Consider the following 25,190-nt stretch of genomic DNA (forward strand, 5'->3'; position numbering starts at 1 on the left):
TGAATCTGCTGCTTACTTGATCGTATTCAGCCAGCCCAGAATTGTCTTGACCGTTTGGGACAACTGTTCCTCATCACTGACTCCAGCTTCACCATCACCACTCTGGTGACCATAATCACCAAACTGGGAGTGATTTCCACCCTCAATGGTGTAATATACTGTTCCTTCCGGCAAATACATGCGTCCATTCTGGTACTTGGTTGCATCTACAACCTCGTCCTTCGTACCGAGAATGGATAACGCAGGAATTCCCAGCGACTTCACACTTCCCTTTTCATCCGGGTAGGATGCCAGGAAGAAGATACCCTTAAATGCATCCGGATTGGCAGCTGCATAACGTGCAGCCATCGATCCACCGAGAGAGTGCCCTCCCATCACAAACTGTTCTTCAGGATAAGTGTTACGAATGTCATCTGCCAGGTTTGGCTTGAGTACCGCCAAATTGACCGGCATTTTGGCAATAATGGTATGATGTCCAGCAGCAGCCAGCTCATGAGCAAGTGGTGCATAACTTTCCGGTTTCACCAACCCACCCGGATAGAAAATAACACTCTTACCAACAGGTTTGTCTGGTACAAAATCAATCCAGTTCTCTTGTTCATTCACGGTCACATGATCCGCTGTTTCCATGGCTGTCTGAGCCATCTCCTGTGGACCATAAGGAGTGAACAATTTCCAAGCAACAAATCCACAACCAATGACAATGAGCGCCAGAAGAACGAGCAGGAATTTCCCGATGCCCCTCTTCTTGCGCCCAGTATTATACCTGTTTCTCAACTTGATCACCTTTCTTCACCCCCGCAGGTGCCGCGGCTCGCAGAAAGGGAAGCTTCGTTAGCAGGCTTCCCTTCTGCAATACATCATCGCTATTCAGCCTTGGCTCTGCGGTAAGCATCCATGTATTGTTCTGCTTTTCGGCGGACATAACTCAAGTCCCCCGTCTTCACTGCTTCCGTTGTCAAGTCAGAACCGATTCCCACAGCGACTGCGCCTCCCTTGATCCAATCACCCAGATTAGATAACGAAACCCCGCCGGTTGGCATAAAATTCGCTTGCGGCATAGGTCCCTTCATCGTTTTGATAATGGAAGGATCGTAGAGATTACCTGGGAACAACTTCACAATATCCACGCCAAGTTCCAGTGCTTGTTGTACATCGGCAATGGTCATTACTCCTGGCAGAATTGGAATGCGATACAGGTTGCAGATCTTTACAGTATCCGGATTCAGGGAAGGACCAACAACAAACTCGGCACCTGACATAATCGCAGCGCGTGCTGTTTGAGGTTCGAGTACGGTTCCAGCTCCAATAATAGCAAATTTCTCTGGGTCCTGTGTGTTCCAGTGGTAGACACGGCTTAATTTCTCAATGGCTTTAAGGGCACTTGGCACCGTCATTGTAATTTCAATGACCTTGATGCCCCCTGCGATGGCTTGCTCGGCCATAGCAATAACCTGGTCAGCGGAATCTGCACGCAGAACCGCAACAACCCCATTATCCGTTATTTTTTGCAGCAGCTGAAGCTTCTTCATTTCATTCTCTCCCTTATCAATGTGGTTGTGTATTACAAGCCTTACATTTATGAACGAAGATGAGACATATATGATTTCAGCAGCGACTAGCGCTCAACATGGGCTACGTTGTTCAGCTTGGCCTCGACCTGCTCCCACGTTGGGAGAGCCTCCCAATCACCAACAGCCTGTATAACCATGGAACCAGTCAAATTTCCAAGTCGGGTCGCCTCTTGAGGTGTATATCCTTTGATCAGACCAGACAGAAATCCTGCACAGAATCCATCCCCCGCTCCTACGGTATCCAGGACATGATCGACCTTGAAATACGGAACTTCCGTTAGGGTACCATTCACCAATACGTAGGTCAAATCAGGGCCGCCCTTCACGATACATACCGCATTCAAGGCGGATAAACGTTCAAGCACTTTTTGATCATTTTCTTCCTTGTACAGAAGCTTCATCTCGTCCAGTCCCGGTAAGAAATAATCAGCCTGCTCCGCCAAACGCAGCAAAACCGGACGTGCTTCGTCAACTGACCACAGTTTAAGACGCAGATTCGGATCAAAACTCACCTTCACGCCAGCCTGCTTAGCTATATGTATAGCAGCTTCAACAGTAGAAAGCCCTGACGGACTTATTGCTGCGGTTATGCCTGTAATGTGCAATATTTTTGCACCTGCAATATAATCCGGGTCCAAGTCTGTTGGAGTCATCGCACTTGCCGCGGATAGCTTCCTATAATAATGTACCGAGGCTTTCCCGGAAGCGTTCTCACGAATCATTAAACCTGTCGGCTCTGTGTCGCTCCAACTTGCTCGGGATACATCGACACCCTCACCACGGATTGCCTTCATGATCATGTTTCCCATCGGATCATTACCCAAGCGCCCAAACCAGCCACTAGTGTGCCCTAAACGGGCTACGCCAATCGCCAGATTACTCTCTGCACCGCCAAATGACTTGTCTAATGTCGCCGCGTATTCGAGACCTCTTGTATCCTTTGCTGTCAGCAGACCCATGCTTTCCCCAAACGTAACAATTTCAGGGCTTTGGCTGGTATTCGTGGACATGGATTCTTCTCTCCTTATTAACAATTTCTCATCTTCTTTATCCATTGTCATCCTCTATGCAACCGTTGTCAATCCCGAAGCGTTCATTTTGTTGTCACAGCTTTGAGAAAGGATAGCGCTTTCTATTGTGAATTATATCACAATGAATAATGCACATCCATATTACCCTTATTACAGAACCACAATGCAATCGCCAAGGGTTAACAGGGAGGACAACAACATGAACAAACCGATAACCATTCATGAAAATCAGGAGTCTTTTTTTTACAACTTGCGCTTTATGCTCATTGTCTGTGTACTTGCAGGCAACGCTCTTGAACCAGTTATTACACGTTTTGCAGGAGCAGAAGCTCTGTTCCTGTGGATATATACGTTTCACATGCCACTCTTCGTATGGGTAACCGGATATTTTGCCAGACATTCACTCGAAGGAGCAGCTGGACGAAATGTGCTTAAGCAGATTGCGTTACAGTACCTTCTGTTCCAGTCCTTGTACGCGCTAACCGATTTCACCGTATTCCACACACCCCATATGCGTTTGTCTTTCTTTGCACCTTATTTACTGTTATGGTTTCTGGCGAGTCATTTCTGTTGGAGGTTATTGCTTCGTCTCACCCTCTCTTGGAAACCGATTTATCGACTACTCGGCTCCATATTGTTGGGAGTATGCGCCGGATATTTACCTCTTAATGGTTTCTGGCTGAGCTTCAGTCGGACGTTTGTATTTCTTCCTTTCTTTGTCATTGGTTATGATTATGGGGCATCCATCCGTTCTCGTTTGCTGCCCGGCTGGGGCCGTAGAATTGCCGCTACGTTGTCTGTCGCCTTGCTCGCAGGGATTGGACTGGGCGGAATCGATATTGCATCAGGTTGGTTGCTGGGCAGCATGACTTATGCAGAGCTTGGACACCATGAATGGTACGCCGGGATTTATCGACTCGGCATCTATGCACTTGAAATCGGATCAGCAGCGTTATTTCTCGCCTGGGTTCCTTCGTTAACATCCAGATTGACCGATCTGGGGAGACGCACACTTTATGTCTTTCTTTTGCATGGATTTCTCGTTCGTTTGGCTGTCTGGTCTGGGGTTTACAATTATATGGAGACCAGCTTGTATATCCCGGTGATTGTCTCCATTGCGCTAATATTTGCTGTAGCATTGGCTCATCCAGCCATCCGACATGCCTTTCGGCCTCTCATTGAGCCCGATATCTCGTACTTCCACTTCAGGTCCCAAGGAATATTTAAACGCTCAGCATCCTGGTTCCGATAAGTTAAAGCCTTCTCTTCTCATTGACATTAATTTGTTTCAGGCTGGAAAAGATGTGGTAAATAGGAATACGCGCTACAAAAAACAACTTATAATGTAAGGAGTGATTTGTAATGGCACGTCCACAGACGTCTGAACACAAAATGAGTCGCGAGGAAGCAGGCAGGTTAGGTGGCAAGGCTACCTCCAAAAATCATGATCGAAGCTTCTACCAAATGATAGGTAAAAAAGGTGGAGTGGCGACTTCAGATGCACACGATTCTCATTTTTATAAGGAGATTGGGCGCAAGGGTGGAGTAGCGACCTCCGAAACGCATAATAAGGAATTCTACCGTGAGATCGGACGCAAAGGCGGAAGCAATTAGCACATCTCCGTTCCCAGTATCAAGGATCACTTTATAGAATGCATCAAACCGAGAAGCCCAACTCCATCAAAATGGATTGAGGCTTCTTTCTATTGAATGTAGAAATATGACCACGGTTGTGATAGACTCTATAGAAAAACCGGGTTGTTCACGGGTTTAAAGCAGCAAAGAACTTCACAAACTACGGGAAGCTCGAAACCAGAGTTCTGGTTTATTTTTTTAGAGTACGGATGAAATTAAACGACAGATTCACTGCCATTTTATTTCCATTCATGTTGCTCAATATTATATATCTGGGGGGAAATACACCATGTCAGCCAAGAAGATGCGTTCCGATATGATCAAAAAAGGTTTTGACCGTGCACCGCACCGCAGTTTGCTCCGCGCAGCGGGCGTTAAAGAAGAGGATTTTGGCAAACCATTCATTGCCGTATGTAACTCTTACATCGATATCGTACCCGGCCACGTTCACCTTCAGGAATTCGGTAAAATTGTAAAAGATGCTATTCGTGAAGCCGGTGGCGTTCCATTCGAATTCAACACCATCGGAGTGGATGACGGAATTGCTATGGGACATATCGGTATGCGTTACTCATTACCAAGCCGTGACATCATCGCTGATTCCGTGGAAACGGTTGTATCTGCACACTGGTTCGACGGCATGGTATGTATCCCGAACTGTGACAAAATTACACCAGGTATGATGATGGGTGCGCTTCGCGTAAACATCCCTACCCTGTTCGTAAGTGGTGGACCGATGAAAGCCGGTCGTGACAGCAATGGTAAAGCCCTTTCCCTGACTTCCGTATTTGAAGGTGTAGGTGCTTACCAAGCAGGTAAAATCGATGATAAGAGCTTGCTTGAACTTGAACAGTTCGGCTGTCCAACATGTGGATCATGTTCTGGTATGTTTACTGCAAACTCCATGAACTGTCTGGCTGAAGCGATGGGACTGGCTATGCCGGGTAACGGAACCATCCTTGCCGTTGCTCCTGAGCGTCGTGAGTTTGTAAAACAATCCGCTACCCAATTGATGGAACTCATCAAAATGGATCTGAAACCACGTGATATCGTTACTGTAGAAGCCATCGATAACGCATTTGCACTGGATATGGCGATGGGCGGCTCTACCAATACGGTACTGCACACGCTGGCACTGGCTCATGAAGCAGGCATCGAGTATCCAATCGAACGTATCAATGAAGTAGCCAACCGCGTTCCGCATCTGGCGAAACTTGCACCTGCTTCCGATCTTCACATCGAAGACGTTCACAATGCAGGCGGCGTAAGTGCAGTTCTGAACGAATTGCTCAAGAAACCAGGCGCGATTCATGGGGACTGCATTACTGTAACGGGTAAAACGATCCGTGAGAACGTTGAAGGAAAAGAAATCCAGGATACAAATGTCATTCACCATCTGGATAACCCGCATTCCGAAAAAGGCGGCCTGGCTGTATTGTTTGGTAACCTTGCACCACAAGGCGCCATCATCAAAGTTGGTGCAGTTGATGCTTCGGTTGGCGGATACCACAAAGGCCCTGCCATCTGCTTTGACTCCCAGGAACAAGCACTCGAAGGCATTGCTAACGGCAAAGTAAAAGAAGGACATGTTGTCGTTATCCGTTATGAAGGACCAAAAGGCGGACCAGGTATGCCTGAGATGCTGGCTCCAACTTCCCAGATCGTAGGTATGGGTCTTGGTGCCAAAGTCGGTCTGATCACCGATGGACGCTTCTCTGGAGCATCCCGTGGAATCAGTATCGGACATATCTCTCCGGAAGCTGCCGAAGGCGGTCCAATTGCCTTTGTTGAAGAAGGGGACATCATCGAGCTGGATCTGAACAACCGTATCATCGAATTGCACATCAGTGACGAAGAGTTTGAACGTCGTCGCGCAGGTTGGAAAGGCTTTGAACCGAAAGTAAAAACGGGTTACTTGGCTCGTTATTCCAAACTGGTTACGAATGCAAGCAACGGTGGCGTACTGAGTATCTAATTCATGATTTCGTTATTTCATATAACGGAAACATGCGAATAAATAAAGGGTTGTGCTTCTGCCAATTTGGCGAAGCACAACCCTTTTCTTGCTTTATTTTTATTGCACATTCAGCGAAAAGCCTTTCACTCTACACGATCGCTGTCTATAGAAAGATATGATTTCAGTTTCGCTCCGGGATCAGATCTTTATCCTGCGCTATCATTTCCTCATGGGTCTGTTCTGCCGACGCTGCTACAAGTGCATGATGGCCATAACGCTCCAGCAGAACTTCTAGCGGCATGGCAATCATTTTGGGAACCAACTGTTCCGATCGCTGCTTCAAACGTTTTGTTCCTGCCGGATGAATCACACTCAGCAAAATTTTCAGATATTGTTTGGACGCAAAACTGAATGGCCCAGGAGCCAGTTCTCGAACCGTAAATCCGAATTTCTCCGGTCCCCGGTTAATCATGCTTACACCGTATATAGCCTTGGCTGAACGCAGTTCAGGCTCCATCGCGACCATACGGGCCAAATCGGGCAATTGCTGTTCCATGGCGCGGATCATGCGAATGGCCAGATGCATGCTCGAACGCGAGGTCATTCCAAGTTCGAATAGCTTTTTATTATCAAAATGAAGTTCAATAACAGGATCTCCGTTCCGGATCATGTATCCATCATTCATTTCTACCAAGGCTCCGTGATATACACGGGATCGGAAATGCAGCATCGGGTCCTCTGGTGAAGCTGTTCGAAGATGATATACCCAATGGAACAACTGTTCCCAACCCAGCCATAATGCAACAACCATCCGCTTCCATGGTGTCAGATGTGTTCGAGTTTGACTCGCACGCTCAGGTTCGCTCAACGTAGTACCTCCCATTAACGTATCGACACGCACACTTTGTAACCCCTGCCGGTGTGCTTCTTGCAATACGACTTCCAGCGCCTGAAGCATCTGTTCCGGCGCGTGTGCATCAGCGCCAAGGGTGGTCCCTCGATCATGCAGTAACATGACCTCTCCGCCCCTAAGTTTCTTCAACATTCGTTCCGTCAATTCCGCTGCACCCACATGGCTTCTCCAGTCCTCAAACATGGAGGACCACAGTATGATCCGGCGATCTTTCTTACTAAAAAAATCAAACAGATTCATAATCCCCCAGGGTGGACGATAATAACAAGTCTTCATTCCCGTCACTTGCTGAATAATCTGACCTGTTCGCTCAATCTGGTTTCGGACCGTGCGCGGTCTCATGAGCCAATTGGTTTTATGAATGTAATTATGAATTCCGATGAGATGACCTTCCTCATGTATACGTTGAATTAGATCAGGATGGTTGGCTGCGTGTTCCCCTACCACAAAAAATGTTGCCTTCGCATTATACTGATGGAGCAAATCGAGTAATCTTGGTGTGTATTTCGGATCTGGCCCGTCATCGAACGTTAAGGCAAAATCCGTCTCACTCCTCCCGCGCCTAAACACACGAAAGCCTAAAAGCCTGCTGATCAAACTCGGAATAAAGGCGTAAAAAGATGAAATGTACAGTAACCACAGTAATATGCTCTGAAGTATATTTGTCATGCAGCAAATTCCCCGCTTCTCTTGCTGAAATACCTTGCCAATACAACTAACTAAAATAAACCGCCTTTAATTTTATCACAATTCAAACTTTTCTTAAATCCTGTTTTCCCAAACACAGAGCTATCGTGTACAATTAATACAACCTAATTTTACCTTAATGACGTCTAAAGGAGCCTTGCCCATGCTACCGCTTTACAAAAAATACGGACGCACCGTCTTTGACATTGCGTTGCTCGTGTTAACTGTGTACTTTATCATGTATGGATTCAGTCGTTTATATCATTTGGCTGCGCCCGTTTTTCTTTCATTTATAGTGTATTGGATGATCGAACCTCTGGCAAGATTTCTACATCGTAAAGGGCTACCCAAAACGCTTGGAGCCGCCATTTCGGTTTTATTGTTTCTTGGAACGATTATAGCTGCCTTTTTTGGATTGGGATTGATCATCATCTCCCAAATCTCCAATCTGCAGGACAATTTCCCCTCTTATATCGAGATGGTCCAGCGTGAATTCACCAATCTGGTTTATTTCATTCAGGACAAGTCGGATGCTTTACCTGAGGGAATAACCGAGAAGGTCAACGATTATTTTGCTACACTAACCGGTTTTCTCTCTACTTGGGTGACCAGTGGGGCACAAATCGTAATCGGGTTCCTGAGTTCCTTTTCTTCTTTTATTACAAACTTCGGAATTGCGATTATTCTTGCGTTCTTTCTTAGCATTGAGATTGAATCCTGGCGCAAATTTGCCCGTGCCAAAACGCCAAAAACGTTGAAGCTGGCTCTTGAATTCATGCGTAATCATGTGTTCAAAACCATACGTTCGTATTTGAAGGCACAGCTGATTATGATGTTGATTACATTTGTATTGATTTATGCAGGATTGTTGATTCTTGGAACCTCCAATGCTTTCACCATTGCAGCAATCTGCGCTGTGTTTGATCTAGTGCCTTTACTCGGCGTTCCTGTCATATTCCTTCCGTGGATTGTCTATCTGTTCATCGTAGGGAACAGCAGTCTTGCGATTGGTCTGATTGTAGTCATGGCTGTAACCATGCTGACACGCCAGCTTCTGGAACCCAAAATATCGGGTAACTCCATCGGGGTATCTTCTGCATACTTGATGCTTTCATTTATGCTGATTTCACTCTCGGTCTTTGGCTTGGCTGGTGTTGTCCTGTCTCCGATCCTGTTGATTCTGCTCAAAGAGTTGCTACAACAAGGATACCTGCAGCAATGGATTCATTTGCCGAAAGATGAATTCGAATCATCCCCATTGGTTATGGATACTCCGGTTAGTACTGCCTCTGCCTCCAATAGGAAGAACCAGGCTCCGGTACAGGAGCCTGGTTATAGAGAGAGTCATAAGGATTCAGCCAAGTAATCCATCACTTTCCTGAAGATGGCCGTTGCTTGATGTCGGCTATCGGGAGCAACATTTTGGACCAGGACAGCCACAGCATACTTCGGTTGGTCGATAGGTCCATATCCGATAAACCATTGATGATTACGTTTCTTTCCGTGCTGCTGTACCTGCGCTGTACCTGACTTCCCTGCCACCTGCCACCGTGCATGTTGCAGGGATTTTCCTGTTCCATCACTGACTACCTTCCTCATCCAAGACAACAGCTGGTGAGCAGTAGCTGGAGAGATCTGGCCTGCTGCCGAGGGGGAATAATGCAAAGGCATCTCCAGCATCGTATCACCATCAGCATATCGGATACGCTGAACGAGTCGGGGGGCACTGACCTTTCCCTCATGCAGCAACGTAACGATCAGATTGGCAGCTTGGAGTGGTGTCACCAAGGTATCCCGCTGACCAATAGCCGTCTGAATCTTTGCCCCTTCATCCTGAATAGAAACTGACGATATTCTCACTCGTCCTGCCTGCTCATGATCGAAATGATGCAGCACTGGCATTCCGACGATCTGCTTTCCCTCCCAGCCAATAGGACGTGCCAGCCCCAAAGCATCTGCCGTACGCTCCAGTTGCTCCATACTGAGTCGGCGGGCTGTTTCAGCAAATACAATATTGCAGGACTCGGCGAATCCTTGCTCCAAATTTAATGTCCCATGACCATGCTCCTTCCAGCAGGACAGGCCATATTTTCCCCACTCGCCACCACAATGGAAAGTCTCCCCTCTGGAAACAGCATGATATTCCAATGCCGCTGCTGCAGTAACGATTTTAAATATGGAACCCGGCACTGCGCCCTGCACAGCACGGTTCGCCCAAGCAGATTGTTTGGGTTCCACATGCTGTGGGTTATAAAAAGGCCGAGATACCATGGCGCGCACATCCGCGTTGGCAACATCCAGCACAACGACCGCTCCCTCTTGCATACCCGCCTTTTCCACAATCTGCTCCATACCCCGCTGCAGATCCGCATCAATCGTCGTCTCTGCACGCAATGGATAGTGTGTGTTGGTAGGCGCAATGACGTGTGGCTGCATATGATGGATGACCTCGCCTGTTCCTGATACCGTATGTGTTACAAGGGTGGGCCCAATCCCCATCAGTAAAGGTTCTAATGTTTTCTCTAGCCCAGCTGCTCCTGACTTCATGGCAAAAGGTTGTTTCACCTCATCCTTATGACCTACATGTCTATTCAGGGATTTGGGCTTTTCAGCCAGATAACCCAGCCATTGCATCCCCGTATTGGTCTGCCCATATCGGGTCATCATAGGATATACACTTGCTCCCGTTTCCTGCAATTCACGCAGGAGGGTAACTTGAGAAGCAGTCAACGTTACAGGTTGCTGTCCACCTGCTTTCCAGAAGTGGGGTGCATTGCCCTGATTCCATTCCGCAATTAATGATTTCACATCTGTATGTAATATGGCCGCCAGTCGGTTAATTCCAGTTCCAGTTCCTGTGTCTGTCACTGTAGCATTGTCTAACTCGCCTGAATGATCTTGATGTGGAAAAAGCACTAAACCCCATTGCAGCTTCCCCGTTAACGGCTGACCCTTTCGATCCGTAAACTGCCCTCGTCCTGTATCAAGCATGACTCCTCGTTCACGCTGCAACACGGACATTTCACGAACCGTCCGCTGAAATCCTGGCATTGTACGGTTCACCTGAACCATCTGAACCCAACCCAAACGAAATATAAGTAAACTAAAAATACTTGTCAGAAGAATACATACCATATAAATGCGCCGTTTCAGTTGAACATGCATCGCTCTTCACCCTTCAACGTTTTGGCATAGTATTCTTCATTCCGATTGGGATTATCCGGTAACGCCAAGAAACCTGTCCCACAGAGGGGACAGGTTTCTCGAATAGTCAGATGAGTCTGATTTAGACCGTGAAGCGAGACAATGTCTCTTTCAATTCTGTCGACACATTCTCCAGTTTTGCAGACAAATTAACCAGTTGGTTACTGATATTTTGCTGCTCACTGCTCAAGGAAGCAACTTCCTGGGAGGTTGCCGAAGATTCTTCAGCTACTGCGCTGACATTGCTCATTGCCTCGGACAACGTTCCTTGAGATTTATTCAAATCTCCGATTGATCCGGTAACCATGCCCAGGCTCTCAACAAATGCACCCATTTGTTGTTGTACTGAAGCAAATATGACATTTGTATCTTTCACGGCATCCATCTGTTCCTTGAATAACGGATACGCTGCAGATAACTGATCAACCGTCTCATTCATTTCGGTCATAATCTTGTCGGTGATATCACCGACCATATCAATGGATTGTCTGGACTGTTCAGCCAACTGACGAACCTCATTCGCCACCACCATAAATCCGCGACCGGCAACACCCGCACGAGCTGCTTCAATCGTTGCATTTAGTGACAAGATGTTGGTCTGTTTCGTAATATTTTGCATGACATCAAGCACTTTCAGAACGGAGGACGTACTTTCTTTCAATGAATCCACCTTATTGACGAGAGCACCGATCATTTCTTCCGTCTTTTGTGTTTTGGTCATTAACTGATTCAGATGCTGTGTGCCTTTCTCACTGGACTTCTCTACATGACGGGCCGAATCACCCATCTGTTCATTGGCGGTGATCACACTCTCCATCTGGCGGGAGATATTGTCGGTCAATTCATTGCCACGCTCAGCTTCTGTTGCAAGACTGCTCGCACCCCCTGCAATTTCTTCTGTGGCTACTGCGATCTCAGAAGCGGAGACTGCTGTTTTCTTAGATGCACTGCTCAGCTCAGAAGCGGTATCAAGCACTTCCTGTGCAGAACGGTTGGTTTGCTCCACCAACTTTGTAATCTGTTCCATCATAAGATTGAATGCAGCCGATAATTGGCCAATTTCATCCTGTGATGTAAACGGTGTACGTACTTTAAGATTACCTTTCGCACCTTCCTGCATCAGGTCTTTCAAGTTGCCGAGTGGACGAGCAATGATGCGTACCATCCAGATGCCAATCGATACAGCAATACCCGCATCGACCAACGCCATCCACAGGGTCAAGGTCAGAATACCTTTTGCATCCTGGACCAGTATTGAGGTAGGGATCATCCCAACCAATTTCCAATCGGACGTATCCATCGTGCTGTATACCGCAAGCATGTCCGTAGATTTTCCATCCACCGCATACTCTGTATTCGTACTACCCGCTTTTTCGGTTAGCTCTTTGACAAATGCAAGTTCCGTATCTTTCCCAGTGCGATCTGCAATGGTTGAAGCAACCACTTTATTATCTGGAGCAATCAGTTGAAGAACAGCACCCGGTCCAAGATCAAGTGATTTGAGTTGCTGTTCCAGAACTTCCAGTTTCAATTCAATAATAAGGACATAAGACTGGGTTGTCCCCTGCAGGTTCTTCATCGAACGTGCAATTTTAAACGTTGGGGCTGATCCACTTTCCTTGATCTCTGTTGGAATCCAGCGGTATCCACCTGCTTTAACAAGTTCACTATACCAGGCTTCCTCACGGATACTGCCCATGGATGAACTATTGCTTCCAGTGCCCATAATGGACTTTGTTTCATCTGTAGGTACCAGATAAATCGCTTCCATAGATTTATTTGTAAATGCAATGTTAGACAGTTGTTTGTTGATCGAACTTGAATTCACAAACGTATCATACGCAGACAAATTCGTATCTGACATCTTTTGCAGCAAGGACTGCATTTCCGGATCAAAGAAAATCTGTGTGGACGTATCCACGAATCTCTCCAAAATAATATCCATTTTCTGCTTCGTTTGATCAATTGTCTCCTGATTTGCCCGTGATGCATTTTTCTCAATTGTACCCTTGGCTTTAGCATAGGATAATAGACCCAGACTTACTACAAAAATCATGATTCCCGCAAAAAAGATCAAGAACAGTTTAACCCCTACGGATTTAACCGGATTTGTCTTCTTCAACTGTTTTAATGAAGTTCCCCCAACGTTTTTCCAATCTCGTTTTTTCCATTGCTCTTTGATCCAACCTAGTTTGAACTTGCTACGATCCATCTTAAACGTTCTTTTGTTCGACGTGCCCTTGGTGCTTTTTACTCGTTTTTCTTTCTTCATTTTCTGAACCTTCTCGGGTTTTGTCATGTGTTCCCCACTGTCCTTCTGCTTCTTTTGAACCAATCCCATTCACCTACCAATTATTTACTTGTTAGATTTTTCTTTCTCTCCCCTATAAATATGTAGTATTCGACAGTTTTCTTCTTTCCCCTTTCATTCCCCAGAAATTTATTACAACTTTTTTCCTATTTTTCTATAAAAAAAAGACCCCCATATGCCGATAGACGGAGGCCTAAAATGTAAATTTTATAACACTTTTTTGTTAAATGATAACATTATATTGTTAATGACATAGGTATTTGAACCTATTTCTTTTTTCTCATCATGTCAAAATAGGAAACGGGTTGATCCACCTTCATTTTGATACGTTGCAACGGGTGACGGGCAGCATCCAATACATTGCCTTCCTCATCCTGTAATTCTCCTACAACCTGTTTGAAAAAGTGGCCTCCCGGACCGAAAAATTCGATCTCCTGTCCTGGTTTGAAATGATTGCGTTGTTGAATGGTCGCCATTCCTGTATCCGCATCATAATCCATAACCAATCCGGCAAAGTCAAAAGGTACCGCTTTTTCTTCCGGTTCATAGATGTGATCTTCATGATCTGGTGTGTCATAGAAAAACCCGGTATTCAGCGGACGATTCGCCGCCTTGTTCATTTCTTCCACCCATTCAGGCTTCAATACGTAGTTTTCCGGGTCAGCCATGTAAGCGTCAATGGCTTGGCGGTATACATTAACCACGGTTGCCACATAATGAATCGACTTCATGCGCCCTTCAATTTTGAAACTATCCACACCTACATCAATCAACTCGGGAATATGACCGATCATGCACAGATCCTTGGATCCCATGGAAAACGAATTGTCCTGCTCTTGGAACAGGGGTAACTGATTCTCTCCCAGCTTAAATGGCACAGGTGCCTGCATCTGCATATCTTCTTCGCTGACCCAGACTGTATCTTCTCTGGCATCCTCGAATAGATCATACTTCCAGCGACACGACTGGCAACAGCCACCACGGTTGGAATCCCGATCCGTAAAATGATTGGACAATACACAGCGTCCAGAATACGAAGAACACATGGCCCCGTGAATAAAGGCTTCGATTTCGATATCTACATTCGCCTTAATTTCCTCAATCTCTTCAAAGCTAGTCTCACGCCCGAGTACGACACGGGGAAGACCTTCTTCTTTCCAAAACTTCACAGCTTGCCAGTTAAGTGTTGACTGTTGTGTGCTCAAATGTACTTCCAACCCCGGGACAGCACGCTGAGCTACTTCAATAATCGCTGGATCGGCTACGATAATAGCTGCGATTCCTGCATCATAGAGGTTTTGCAAATAGGCTTGAATACCTTCAACATCTTCATTATGAGCGTAAATATTGGTCGCCACAAAGACCTTGGCACCATATTTTTTGGCAAATTCCACACCTTCACGCATTTCTTCAAAGCTGAAGTTATCTGCGTTGGAACGGAGTCCGTATGCTTGTCCGCCGATATACACGGCATCTGCACCGTAATGGATCGCAAATTTAAGTTTTTCCAAATTACCCGCCGGAGCTAACAGCTCCGGTTTGTCCAGACGGTTACGTTTACCCGAGAACTTTCGCTGTACCGCCACTGTTTCCATTCTGTTCACCTCGTCTATTAATACACTTGTTCTTTGTAGAAAAATCCGAACGACAATTCCCGTTCAGGGTCCTGTAATTCCCGGACCTCATCCAGCCACTCTTCCGAGAAAGCATAGGCATCCGCATCAGCCAAATAAAGGTCTATAGCTGTCCGATAGGCACGCACAACAGCTTCATTGTAGGCAAGTGATTTTAACATGCCTTCAATCTTGAAACTATGCACTCCTGCCTCCATCAACAGATGAAGGTCCTCGAGGATACATATGTCCTCTGAACTCATAATGTGAGTTCCGTTGATGTCTTCATATATCGGGAATTTCTCATCCCGGCGTTCAGCTTCGATCAGGAACAATCCACGTTCTTTGCCCAGATGTCCATCCACTGGTCGCCCCTGATGAGCCATATAACTTTGCACCAGACTTCGTTTGGAATGATAAATATTCGTCATACCATGCACCTGAACCTGAGCCTCTACCTTCAGAAAAGGAACCATCTCCGTGAGCTCATCCATATTCAACTCTCGGGCCAAAACGACACGACTCGCGCCTTTGGTTCCCCAGTAGTTAGCCGTTGCATAGTTGGTCGAGGTCATCTCTGCGTTCCAGTGTAACTGGATATGTGGAGCATACTCCTTAATCGCAGCGAGCACAGATGGATCATTATACTCCACTCCATGAACAGCGATTTTCCCCAGTGCCTGAACGTACTCAGGCAATTCTTTCAGCAACTCGTTGGACATCAGATTAGTCATGGAAACATAGACACGAGCTTGATGCTTGGCTGCAATGGCAGCTACCTCCGCTGTCTCTTCCAGACTGAAGCTTCCTGGAAGACGCATGCCAAAGCGGTCATCTCCAATTAACAAAGCATCTGCTCCAGCCTGGAGCAACACTTCTGCCTCTTTCACATTCGCTGCTGTAACGAGCAGTTCATGTTTCTTACTCATATAATCCCCTCCGCTTATTGCGCAGCCTTACTTTTGGCTATATTTTGCTGATGTTCCTTATACGTTTTGGCAAACAGATGTCCAGACGAACCATCCTTCTTCGTAACATAGAACAAATAATCCGAAGCTTTCGGATTCAAGGCCGCCTCAATGGACGGAAGACTTGGACTTGCAATCGGCCCTGGTGGCAAGCCTTTATTCAGGTACGTATTATAGGGACTTTGCACCTTCAGATCCTTGAAAAACAATCGCTCCTTCGGCTTGTCGAGCAGATATTGCACGGTAGCATCGATCTCCAGCTTCATATCCTGATTGATCCGATTGTAGATCACACCTGCAACCAGAGCACGTTCCTCATCCACTACCACTTCTTTCTCCACCAATGATGCAATGGTCAGCAACTCATGCAGTGAAAGGTTCTTTTCTTGGAGCTTGGCTTCCAAATCAGGAATGGAATTGATCTTGGTCTGAAACTCTTCAAGCATCCGCTGCATGACATCATGCGTGGAACTTCCTTTTTTCAGCTCATACGTCTCCGGGAATAGATACCCTTCCAATACGTAGCGAAGTTCTTCATCCACTGGGATATCCTTAATGATATCCAGATCGAAGGCCGAAGGATCATTGGCCAGCTTGATGAATTCATCCCGATCTACAACATGCTCATAAGAAAGCTTACCCGCCATTTGCAGAACGGTATAACCTTCGGGAATCGTAAACTTGACCATGGCTTCAGGCATAACCTCGCCACTACTCAGCTTGCTAACAATCTCATCATATGTCACGCCAGGATTCATAGAATATGTACCCGCCATGAAATTAGAACCTAGTTTTTTCCACTTTAAATATGCTTTAAAGGTTAACCCGCTTCGAATGAGACCTTCTTGTTGAAGTTGATCTGCAATGTGGGAAGTTCCTGATCCACTCTTGATTTCAAACACTACTGGTTCTGTTGAAGCTTCCACCGGACGCATCATGCTCCAGGCGTATGCACCTGCTCCTCCGGCAGCAATCACAATCACAAGCAGGATGACTAGTATCGCTTTTCCTTTCAAAAAAGACACAACTCCTTTACACAACCAAAAAGAGCGGACTTCTCCGCCCTTCCGGTTTCTTCAATTTGAAGCTGATCAATCTTCATCAATGGGAAGTGTACATTCATCATATAGTTCAGAAATGTTCTCCCACTCATCATCATCGTCTATCGTAACCAACTCTGGCATGATCTGGCCTTCACTTCCAGGTAAAACCCGTAGAAGTTCAACCTCGTCGTAAGGACGCAGTGAACTGCGGAGAACCGCATACTGCTGACCTTTCACTTCGAATTCAGCCAGCAAATCATAGGGTTTCGATTTACCGTTCTCTTCTTCGAGTTCGACATGAGCACCAAAAGCCAGACGCAACGATTCTGTCCATTTCAGGTCTTCGCGGCTGTATTCGGTCATTTAGTTTGTTTCCTCTTCATCTTCATCTTCTTCAGCAAGAAATGTATTAAACGTCTCCTCGACGATATCCCACTCGGCATCATCTTGGATGACGAAAAGTTTAATATCGTCGTCCTCTTCTTCGTAACGGAAAGCATACACATCCGTTTCGCCATCTTCAGGCTCAACCGGAGCAACCATCATGTACTTGGCCTCCGAACCATCCACTTCAAACTTCATGATGACTTCAAATTCCTCTTCATTACCCTCGTCATCCGCAATGTAAATAATCTCAGCTTCTTCTTCCATACCCAGTTGATCTTCAGCCATTGTTGATTCCCCCTCACCTTTTACTATTGGCGTCCAAATAATTTTGCAAAATCAAGCTTGCGGCCAATTTGTCCACAACCTGTTTGCGTTTTTTCCGGCTGACATCCGCTTCAAGCAACGTTCGTTCTGCTGCTATGGTTGTCAGCCGTTCATCCCAAAGGTGAACAGGTAAATTCAGTTCGCCCCGCAGGCGTTCGGCAAAAGCGATGCATATTTCACCGCGCGGCCCTACGGTGCCGTTCATGTTTTTGGGAAGTCCGACAACAATCTCGCTGATCTCATGCTCACGCACAAGCTCGGCAATCCGAGCGAACTCACCTTCATCCCGGCGGCGTTCAAGTACTTCCAATCCCTGGGCAGTCCAACCGAAGGCGTCACTAGCAGCAACCCCGATTCTTCGATCCCCATAGTCCAAGCCTAATATTTTCATCCATGCTCTCCCATCCTCAAGCCTGCTCAGGTCGATTGTAATCTCCTTCTCAAGCTTCAGGCTGTCTTCTGTCGGTTCATTTTTCCCGCTGTCTGCATGGCTGCAACACAGCGGAAGCGATGTACGTTACCGGTGATTGGCCAGATAAGAACGAACAAGCTCTTCAATCAGCTCATCGCGTTCCTTTTTACGGACCAGACTGCGTGCATTGTTGTGACGAGGAATGTATGCGGGGTCTCCAGAAATCAGATACCCAACAATCTGGTTAATAGGATTATACTCCTTATCCACCAGTGCATCATATACCGTGAGAAGAATCTCTTTGGAGGATGCTTCCTGCTCGTCACCTTTCACATTAAATTTAACCGTCTTATCCATGGAGTCCATTGATGACACCTCGCTCCTGCATAAACATGGGGACCATGTCCTGCCGAATTGATTTCTGCTTATATAATAACATATTCTGACTGCCACAAGTAAACAAAGGATAAGCCAATTGTGTTTTTTACTTGTACTTTACTGGCTTCGGCATGTTGCATCATTCGATTCCACTCACTCTCGGGTACAAAAGTTGGACAGGAAGAAGCTTCCCGATCCAACCAACGTATAAGACGAACAGAACCATTTCAAGCTATATCCTGGCGTTTAAAAGCCGCTCATTGGATCTATGCATTATGCCCACTAACCAGCGAAACCGCCAGTTTCAGCGCTTCATCCAGCTTGGTTGCATCCTTGCCTCCAGCTTGCGCCATGTCTGGGCGTCCGCCACCGCCACCGCCACATACTGCTGCGACTTCCTTGACGATATTACCTGCGTGCAGTCCTTGTTTCACCTGTTCAGCCGGGACAGCTACAACGAAATTCACTTTGCCATCGGCTGGAGCACCCAATACGAGTACCGCGTCAGGCAATTTGAGTTTCAACTCATCTGCCACAGTGCGAAGTGCGTCCATGTTCGGAGCATCTACACGTGCTGCCAGCAATTGTGTGTTTCCTGCTTGTACCACTTGATCTGTCAATGCGCCTGCTTCCATTGCACTCAGCTTGCTTTGCAGGGATTCGGTCTCTCTGGCTGCTTCTTTCAGCTGTTGGTTCAGACCTTCAATCCGTTTAGGCACATCAGCCACATTCGCTTTAAGTAGCGACGCTGATTGCTTGAGCAGGTCCAACTGGCTTTCCACATACAGATACGCACCGCGGCCAGTTACAGCTTCGATCCGACGTACACCGGAGCCGATTCCGCTCTCGCTCACCAGTTTGAAGATTCCGATCTCTGAAGTATTGTTTACGTGACAGCCGCCACAAAGTTCCAAACTATAGTCTCCGACTTGTACCACACGTACAATATCTCCATATTTTTCACCAAATAGTGCCATTGCACCCATTTCTTTGGCTTCATCAATGGCTTTCAGCTCGATGTTCACATTCAGACGATTCCAGATCTGTTTGTTCACCTGACGTTCGATTTCTGTTAATTCTTCCGGCGTAATGCTGCCGAAGTGAGAAAAGTCAAACCGCAAACGCTGTGGCTCTACGAGCGATCCCGCCTGGTTAACGTGAGTGCCGAGCACATCTTTGAGTGCTTTGTGTAGCAAGTGGGTTGCCGTATGGTTTTTGATAATATCGCCACGTTTGGCTGCATCTACTTCCGCTTTAATCACTTCACCTACACGCAGTTCACCAGACTCTACCGTCACCAGATGTACATGTTGTCCGAGTGGGGCTTTAAACAAGCCTTGTACTTTGGCCGTCACACTGCCTCCACGCAGCAAGCCCTGGTCACTTACCTGACCGCCACTTTCCGCATAGAACGGAGTTTTATCCAGAACAACCTGACACGTCTGTCCTTCGCCTACAGCGTCTACAAGGGAGTCACCGGCAACGATGGCCACCACTTTTGCTTCCGTCAACAGGTCAGTATATCCAACAAACTCACTTTTAACCTCCAGATCAGCAAGTGGTCCGCCTTGAACCTTCATGCTTTCGTTCTCTTGACGCCCAGCACGTCCAAGCTCACGTTGTTTCTGCATAGAAGCATCGAAACCTTCACGATCGACAGTTAGACCATGCTCCGCGGCATAATCTTCGGTCAAGTCAAACGGGAAACCATACGTATCATACAGCTTGAATGCCTCAGGTCCGCTAATAACGGAGCGTCCTTCAGATTTGGCTGCGCCGCTGATGTCAGCCAAAATAGCCAAGCCATCCGTAAGTGTTTCGTGGAAACGTTCTTCCTCGGTTTTAATCACTTTAGCGATAAACTCCTGTTTGTCCACCACTTCCGGGTAGTACATGCCCATAACTTCACCAACCGTAGTTGTCAGTTCATACAGGAATGGACGGTCAAGTCCAAGCACTTTTCCATAACGAACCGCACGACGGAGCAGGCGGCGGATAACATATCCACGTCCTTCATTACTTGGCAGAACACCGTCACCTACTGCAAAGGCAACGGTACGAATGTGATCGGCAATGACTTTCAGCGCCACATCAATCTCGACGCTGTCGTTATATTTCACACCCGCAAGAGCGGCTGTTCTCTGAATCATCGGTTGGAACAGGTCTGTGTCGAAGTTGGAATCCACATTTTGCAGAATGGAAGCAAAACGCTCCAAACCAGCACCTGTATCAATATTTTTGTTAGGAAGCGGTGTGTAGCTACCGTCCTTGTTATGGTTGAACTGGGAGAATACCAGATTCCATACTTCCAGATAACGTTCGTTTTCGCCACCCGGGTACATCTCGGGATCACTCATGTCGTTTCCGTAAGCTTCGCCGCGGTCATAGAAGATCTCAGTACAAGGTCCACATGGGCCTTCGCCGATATCCCAGAAGTTCTCATCCAATTTAATGATACGCTCAGCAGGCAAACCTACTTTTTCGTTCCACAGTTTGAAGGCCTCTTCGTCTTCAGGGTATACCGTTACAGACAGACGTTCCGGATCAAAACCAATCCATTCTTTACTTGTAAGAAATTCCCATGCCCAAGTAACCGTCTCTTCCTTGAAGTAGTCTCCAATGGAGAAGTTGCCGAGCATTTCGAAGAACGTATGGTGACGACGCGTTTTGCCGACATTTTCGATATCGTTCGTACGGATACACTTCTGGGAGTTCGCAAGACGCGGGTTCTCCGGCTTCTCACGTCCGTCAAAATAGGCTTTGAGCGGTGCCATACCCGCATTGATCCACAGAAGAGAAGGATCATTGTGAGGTACGAGCGATGCGCTCGGCTCGATTTTGTGACCTTTACTTGCAAAAAATTCTATCCATTTGGACCGGATTTCACTGGCTTTCATACTGGATGCCCCCAATTAAATTTATAATAGTCCGTTGCGTATTCGCTCCGGTTGGTTAACATTGCTTTTGTAAAAATAAACACAAAAAACGCCCCTGATTAATCAGGGACGATGTTATCGCGGTACCACCCTGGTTATTGCTGTTCATCCCTTGCTGCCAAGATAAACAAACAATCTCCTCGTTGATGCGAAATAACGGTCGCTCCCGGCAGGGTTGTCCTGCACTCCGAAATTAGCTTTCCACCGCTTCAACTTTCAAGACTCTTCCAGCCATCGGTTCAGATTAATGCTGATCCGAAGAAGTCTATTCTCTGAGAAAAGGAACCTCGGTGTACTTTATTTCATCATCGATTTCATGTACTAGATATACCCTCTTATTATATCGGTATGCCAAGCGAGTGTCAACGCGACCTCTCGGGAGATCATGAGGCTTGGTCAGTCAATTCGTCGTTTAATGTAATAGGCGAAAAAGTGCTGCACAATTACCTTCAGAACTGCAAAGACCGGCACCGCCAGAATGAGACCCACAATGCCTGCCAGTTCGCCCCCAACGAGCAAAGCAAAAATAATCGACAAGGGATGCAGATGCAATGTCCGTCCCACCACTTGTGGAGAGATAACGTTGCTCTCCAGCACCTGGCATAACGTATTGACGATGACGACAAGCAGTACCATTTTGAATGATACCGTCGATGCCATCACCACGGCCGGAGCCGCGCCAAGAAACGGGCCCAGATAAGGCACGATGTTAAATACAGCGACAATGCTCGCGAGCAGCAATGCATAAGGCATATCAATGACGATGTAACCGATATAGGCAAAGATACCTACGATTACACAAACAATAAATTGTCCGCGAATGTAGTTTCCCAGAGCCGTGTCGATCTCTTTCATCACCGAAACAATGGCCTTTCGGCGTGAACGCGGAAGGTACGCCACAACGGTGCGTTCAAACACCTCAAAGTCTTTTAACATATAGAAAATGAGAAACGGCACAATAAACACGTTAAACAGCACATTAATCGTTGCCCCAATGTTATCCATAAGCACTGTAATGCCTTGAGTAAGCCGATCCTCCATCTGAAAAAACCAGCTATTCATGCCTGTGCGCACACTAGGCGGCATTAATTTGTGATCCATATTGTTCATCAAGCTCTGGGCACGCATCGACAGCTCCGGCATATGCTCGTTGAGTTCATCCAGCTGTTCAATCAACACCGGAATCACATTCATCAGAATAACACCGATACAGGTCAGGAAAAAAGCATAGATGAGCAACACAGCAATGGTGCGCGGTACCTTGCGCCCTCCCAGCATGCTGACGATCGGATTGAGTACATAAGATATGATGAGGGCTACGATAAAAGGGGCCAACACGGTTTTCAGGAAACCATATATGTGAAGCAGTAACGGCCGCAGCAGCCAGATAAAATACATGATAATCAATCCAAGTAGCAGCCAGATGGCGTAACGGAACAGCTTGTTTTTGGTTAATTGCTCCACTTGCATCTCTCCCCTTTGGACTGGCTCTGAGAGTCAGTATATGTAGGGAAGGGAATATTTATTAACAAAGAGTAGAAGTGGAAATTTAACAAATAAAAAACGCCACCTTCATCATGGAAGGCGGCGCATCTTGTGACCCGGGCAAGCATATAATCATACATGTCCACTGGACCAGTATGTAACCGCATCTATATACATCTGTCAACATACAGCGACAGCGTCCGATGACAACAATTGTCATAAAACCGCATATAGAGGAAGTTGTACTGCTTTTTAAGAAGAAGCATGAAGAGGAGGGAAGTCTTGGGGCATCTCGTCTCCGAAAAACAGATCATCCAGAGAGCTCAGCGTACCGTCTTCTTCCACCTGATATACAGACATTTTCTCACCGTTCACCGTTAATTCAATAAAGCATCCCCAGCAATAAAACTGATGGGAACCAATTTTCCCGATATCTTTGGAACTACAATTTGGACATTTCATATTCATTCACCTATCCATTAACAGAATGAATGGCATTTTCCAAGCGTTGTTCACTCAGCGACGGCACCATAATGGCACTTTCCCCGATGGACATATCGCTTGTACATGGCAGCCATTTACGGCCCTCGATCAGATCGGACACAAAACCGTCCGTAATTTCAATCCCTATTATTGTATTTCCCAACTCTTGGTCAAAATAAACATCGGAGACACGTCCAAGCAGCAAACCTTCTTCGGTGAGCACGGACATCTCCTTCAATTTCGACCGACCGAGGAGGTACGTGTATTTTATGTCGTCGGCTCCCGTCTTGCGGACAGCCTGTTGATTACGGATCATGACGGCATCCTCGCCGTAGGCAACGATATCTTGCCACTGCACGATTTTGACATGATTGGTAAACAGGCCTTTATTCTCAAGCTCAATGCCTTCAATCTCCCAATCATCATTCACAATGAAATCCTGGATTTTACCGACCTGCTTCCCGTCCTCCACATCAAAAACGGCAAGTCCGATCATTTCCTGAAGCTTCATCGCTGGGTCCCCCTCATCTTCTTATCATTAAATAGGCGCGGCGCTATTGCTAGGTATGCCCAATGTTGATGAGTGGCAATCAGACGCCGATCATCAAAACCGCTTCTATCCAACCGATGAAATGGAACTTCTTCCCTCCTTCTGTTCCATGTGTAAAGAGCCCCTCAGGGTCTATTACGCAGTCGCCCAAGAATGGTTCCAATTTTTTCGGCGGTTATCATGATTTCTTCCATAGTATTACCCAATCCCCAGCTAAATCGAATCGCAGAGTGCAAAAATGTCTCCGACAACTTCATTGCTTTGAGCACATGAGATACTTCAAGTGAACCGGAAGTACAGGCCGAACCGCTTGCAACAGCGATTCCTTCCATATCCAGATTCATTAACATCGTTTCTGTAGACACTGCTGGAAAGCTGATATTCAGGATGTTTGGCAGCGTATGTTGAGGGTGTCCATTCACATGAAAGTGCTCCGTCCCCACATGAATTTCAAGCTGTTCTAACAAAAGCTTCCTTAATTCCAGATCATGCTGACGATGCGTCTCTGCTTGTTCTGATGCGATTTTGAGGGCCTCAGCGAATCCGACAATTCCCGCTATATTTTCCGTACCTGCGCGCCGCTGACGCTCCTGCAGCCCACCATGCGCTCTTGCCTCCAGTACAACACCACGCCGTACATAGAGTGCACCCATGCCCTGAGGTCCATTGATTTTATGGGCAGAAAAGCTGATCAGATCCACAGGCAGTTCCTTACAGGAAATGTTCTGGCTGCCAAGAGCCTGAACCGCATCCGTATGGAACAGAATATCATGCTGACGGGCAAGCTCACCCACCTCGTGTATAGGCTGAATAGTGCCCACTTCATTATTGGCAAACATCATGGTGATCAGCACCGTATCCGGTCGAATGGCCTCTCGCAGCTCATCCAGACTTATCCGTCCATATTCGTCGACAGGCAAATAGGTCACTTCATAGCCTTGACGCTCCAACTCCTGGCAGGTGTGAAGTACGGCATGATGTTCTATGGCAGTTGTAATGACATGTCTTCCTTTGTCTTGTCTCGTTGTGACTGCACCAAAGATCGCCAGATTATCACTTTCCGTACCTCCTCCGGTGAACACCAGTTCATCCGGGAAACAGCCCAAAGACACCGCAATGACATCTCTTGCTCCGCTAACAGTCCGTTTGGCCTCACGCCCAAAGGCATGAATACTTGATGCATTGCCATATTGTCCTGTCATTACTTTCATCATCGCTTCTGCGACTTGCGGATGCATAGGTGTCGATGCGGCGTGGTCCAAATAAATTCTTTGCATTTTTTCACCTCGTTATATGTTT

Annotated in this window: 22 protein-coding genes; 4 read left to right on the top strand and 18 right to left on the bottom strand. The window is 46.7% G+C overall.

Annotated elements, in window-relative coordinates; genetic code table 11:
• Window positions 1–12 precede the first annotated feature (12 nt).
• From ACR32F_RS25100 to ACR32F_RS25110, 3 genes are all read right to left on the bottom strand, one after another.
• Window positions 13–777: an alpha/beta fold hydrolase gene (locus tag ACR32F_RS25100; protein ID WP_440120010.1), complete on the bottom strand. Its 765-nt coding sequence runs from the start codon at window positions 775–777 to the stop codon at window positions 13–15.
• Window positions 778–866: 89 nt separating this feature from the next.
• On the bottom strand, window positions 867–1,532 hold the full coding sequence (locus tag ACR32F_RS25105) for a bifunctional 2-keto-4-hydroxyglutarate aldolase/2-keto-3-deoxy-6-phosphogluconate aldolase (protein WP_440111870.1): 666 nt from the start codon (window positions 1,530–1,532) through the stop codon (window positions 867–869).
• 86 nt (window positions 1,533–1,618) lie between these two features.
• Window positions 1,619–2,584 carry a sugar kinase gene (locus ACR32F_RS25110; protein WP_440111872.1) on the bottom strand — a complete coding sequence of 322 codons (966 nt, stop codon included), beginning with the start codon at window positions 2,582–2,584 and terminating at the stop codon, window positions 1,619–1,621.
• A 220-nt stretch (window positions 2,585–2,804) separates the two neighbouring features.
• On the opposite strand from ACR32F_RS25110, the gene ACR32F_RS25115 reads away from it, so the two are divergent.
• From ACR32F_RS25115 to ilvD, 3 genes are all read left to right on the top strand, one after another.
• Window positions 2,805–3,857, top strand: a complete 1,053-nt coding sequence (locus ACR32F_RS25115; RefSeq protein ID WP_440111874.1) for an acyltransferase family protein — start codon at window positions 2,805–2,807, stop codon at window positions 3,855–3,857.
• Between the two features lie 110 nt (window positions 3,858–3,967).
• Window positions 3,968–4,219 (top strand): KGG domain-containing protein, encoded by a 252-nt coding sequence (locus ACR32F_RS25120; protein WP_440111877.1) that lies wholly within the window; start codon window positions 3,968–3,970, stop codon window positions 4,217–4,219.
• Window positions 4,220–4,529: 310 nt separating this feature from the next.
• Complete coding sequence (ilvD, locus tag ACR32F_RS25125; RefSeq protein ID WP_036616973.1) at window positions 4,530–6,215, top strand: dihydroxy-acid dehydratase; 1,686 nt, start codon at window positions 4,530–4,532, stop codon at window positions 6,213–6,215.
• Window positions 6,216–6,378: 163 nt separating this feature from the next.
• Here the strand turns inward: ilvD and ACR32F_RS25130 are convergent, their stop codons facing one another.
• On the bottom strand, window positions 6,379–7,779 hold the full coding sequence (locus ACR32F_RS25130) for a polysaccharide deacetylase family protein (protein ID WP_440111879.1): 1,401 nt from the start codon (window positions 7,777–7,779) through the stop codon (window positions 6,379–6,381).
• Between the two features lie 181 nt (window positions 7,780–7,960).
• Here ACR32F_RS25130 and ACR32F_RS25135 point away from each other — a divergent pair, with 181 nt between their 5' ends.
• Window positions 7,961–9,163 carry an AI-2E family transporter gene (locus tag ACR32F_RS25135; protein ID WP_440111882.1) on the top strand — a complete coding sequence of 401 codons (1,203 nt, stop codon included), beginning with the start codon at window positions 7,961–7,963 and terminating at the stop codon, window positions 9,161–9,163.
• Here ACR32F_RS25135 and ACR32F_RS25140 read toward each other — a convergent pair.
• The 14 genes from ACR32F_RS25140 to ACR32F_RS25205 all read right to left on the bottom strand — a co-directional run bounded on the left by ACR32F_RS25140 (window position 9,142) and on the right by ACR32F_RS25205 (window position 25,168).
• Window positions 9,142–10,962, bottom strand: coding sequence for a peptidoglycan D,D-transpeptidase FtsI family protein (locus tag ACR32F_RS25140; RefSeq protein WP_440111884.1), 1,821 nt, complete (start codon window positions 10,960–10,962; stop codon window positions 9,142–9,144). The genes ACR32F_RS25135 and ACR32F_RS25140 overlap by 22 nt on opposite strands.
• A gap of 121 nt (window positions 10,963–11,083) precedes the next feature.
• A complete protein-coding gene (locus tag ACR32F_RS25145; RefSeq protein ID WP_440111886.1) occupies window positions 11,084–13,342 on the bottom strand; it encodes a methyl-accepting chemotaxis protein in 2,259 nt (752 codons plus the stop codon).
• A gap of 236 nt (window positions 13,343–13,578) precedes the next feature.
• A complete protein-coding gene (locus tag ACR32F_RS25150) occupies window positions 13,579–14,907 on the bottom strand; it encodes a peptidase U32 family protein (RefSeq protein WP_440111888.1) in 1,329 nt (442 codons plus the stop codon).
• Window positions 14,908–14,924: 17 nt separating this feature from the next.
• Window positions 14,925–15,854 carry a peptidase U32 family protein gene (locus tag ACR32F_RS25155; protein WP_440111890.1) on the bottom strand — a complete coding sequence of 310 codons (930 nt, stop codon included), beginning with the start codon at window positions 15,852–15,854 and terminating at the stop codon, window positions 14,925–14,927.
• Between the two features lie 14 nt (window positions 15,855–15,868).
• On the bottom strand, window positions 15,869–16,909 hold the full coding sequence (gene mltG / locus ACR32F_RS25160; RefSeq protein WP_440111893.1) for an endolytic transglycosylase MltG: 1,041 nt from the start codon (window positions 16,907–16,909) through the stop codon (window positions 15,869–15,871).
• A 75-nt stretch (window positions 16,910–16,984) separates the two neighbouring features.
• Entirely contained in the window at window positions 16,985–17,299 is a 315-nt protein-coding gene (locus ACR32F_RS25165; RefSeq protein WP_440111895.1) for a DUF1292 domain-containing protein, read from the bottom strand.
• Window positions 17,300–17,608, bottom strand: a complete 309-nt coding sequence (locus ACR32F_RS25170) for a DUF1292 domain-containing protein (RefSeq protein ID WP_440111897.1) — start codon at window positions 17,606–17,608, stop codon at window positions 17,300–17,302.
• A gap of 13 nt (window positions 17,609–17,621) precedes the next feature.
• A complete protein-coding gene (gene ruvX, locus ACR32F_RS25175) occupies window positions 17,622–18,038 on the bottom strand; it encodes a Holliday junction resolvase RuvX (protein WP_440111899.1) in 417 nt (138 codons plus the stop codon).
• A gap of 126 nt (window positions 18,039–18,164) precedes the next feature.
• A complete protein-coding gene (locus tag ACR32F_RS25180; protein ID WP_036616950.1) occupies window positions 18,165–18,425 on the bottom strand; it encodes an IreB family regulatory phosphoprotein in 261 nt (86 codons plus the stop codon).
• A gap of 278 nt (window positions 18,426–18,703) precedes the next feature.
• Window positions 18,704–21,334 carry an alanine--tRNA ligase gene (gene alaS / locus ACR32F_RS25185; RefSeq protein WP_440111902.1) on the bottom strand — a complete coding sequence of 877 codons (2,631 nt, stop codon included), beginning with the start codon at window positions 21,332–21,334 and terminating at the stop codon, window positions 18,704–18,706.
• A 435-nt stretch (window positions 21,335–21,769) separates the two neighbouring features.
• Window positions 21,770–22,837, bottom strand: coding sequence for an AI-2E family transporter (locus ACR32F_RS25190; protein ID WP_440111904.1), 1,068 nt, complete (start codon window positions 22,835–22,837; stop codon window positions 21,770–21,772).
• Between the two features lie 273 nt (window positions 22,838–23,110).
• Window positions 23,111–23,320, bottom strand: a complete 210-nt coding sequence (locus ACR32F_RS25195; RefSeq protein WP_440111906.1) for a hypothetical protein — start codon at window positions 23,318–23,320, stop codon at window positions 23,111–23,113.
• A gap of 10 nt (window positions 23,321–23,330) precedes the next feature.
• Window positions 23,331–23,852, bottom strand: a complete 522-nt coding sequence (locus tag ACR32F_RS25200; protein ID WP_017686814.1) for a PRC-barrel domain-containing protein — start codon at window positions 23,850–23,852, stop codon at window positions 23,331–23,333.
• A gap of 164 nt (window positions 23,853–24,016) precedes the next feature.
• Window positions 24,017–25,168 (bottom strand): cysteine desulfurase family protein, encoded by a 1,152-nt coding sequence (locus tag ACR32F_RS25205; RefSeq protein ID WP_440111909.1) that lies wholly within the window; start codon window positions 25,166–25,168, stop codon window positions 24,017–24,019.
• Between the last annotated feature and the right edge of the window lie 22 nt (window positions 25,169–25,190).

It is taken from the genome of Paenibacillus hebaui, assembly GCF_051934385.1.
In the GTDB taxonomy this organism is placed as follows: Bacteria; Bacillota; Bacilli; order Paenibacillales; family Paenibacillaceae; genus Paenibacillus.